The sequence below is a fragment of the Vibrio sp. Y176 genome, from assembly GCF_033438945.1.
In genome coordinates, this window is sequence record NZ_JAWOQS010000448.1 from 1 (window position 1) to 742 (window position 742).

Sequence of the window (742 nt, forward strand, 5' to 3'; positions counted from 1 at the left end):
TACAGGCGCATCGACTTTACCACCCGCCGTAATGCTGTCGATAACTAGCGAGCCAGAGTCTGAAGAGGTGATAAAGAATACCAATACCAGAACTACAGCAATGATCGACAATATGTTGCCAAATGGCAGCACATCAAACATTTGGAACATTGCCAGTGATACGTCGGTCAGACCGTTTGCGCCTAACTCGCCTACTTTGTTGACGACTTGATCAATCGCCAGACCGCCAAACACCGACATCCAAACCACGGTGACTACCGTCGGAACAATCAGTACCGCTGTGATGAACTCACGTACTGTACGGCCGCGTGAAACGCGAGCGATGAACATACCAACGAATGGTGACCAAGAGATCCACCAAGCCCAGTAGAATACCGTCCAGCCTTGGAACCAAGCTTCGTCGGTACGACCAAACGGGTTACTCAATGGAATGATGTTTTCTACGTACGCCATTAACGTTGTTGGGATCGAGCCTAAACTCGCCGCCCAGCCAATCAAACCAACAAGGATAAGCAGCAAAAACGCTACAACCATGTTGATGTTACTGATCACTTTTACGCCGCCGTCGATACCGCGAACAACAGAAACCACTGCGAGCAGAGTAACCACAGTGATAACTACAATTTGCAAACCTAAACCAGGTTCAACACCAAATACATGGTGAATACCACTTGCCGCCTGCTGAGCGCCTAAACCAAGTGATGTCGCTAGACCAAATAGAGTGGCAAGTACTGCAAGAATA

General features: G+C 48.5%; 1 protein-coding gene. It reads right to left on the bottom strand.

What is annotated here, in order from left to right; genetic code table 11:
* A partial coding sequence (locus tag R7O13_RS26600; protein ID WP_318305174.1) for a BCCT family transporter occupies positions 1-742 on the bottom strand: 742 nt, incomplete at both ends.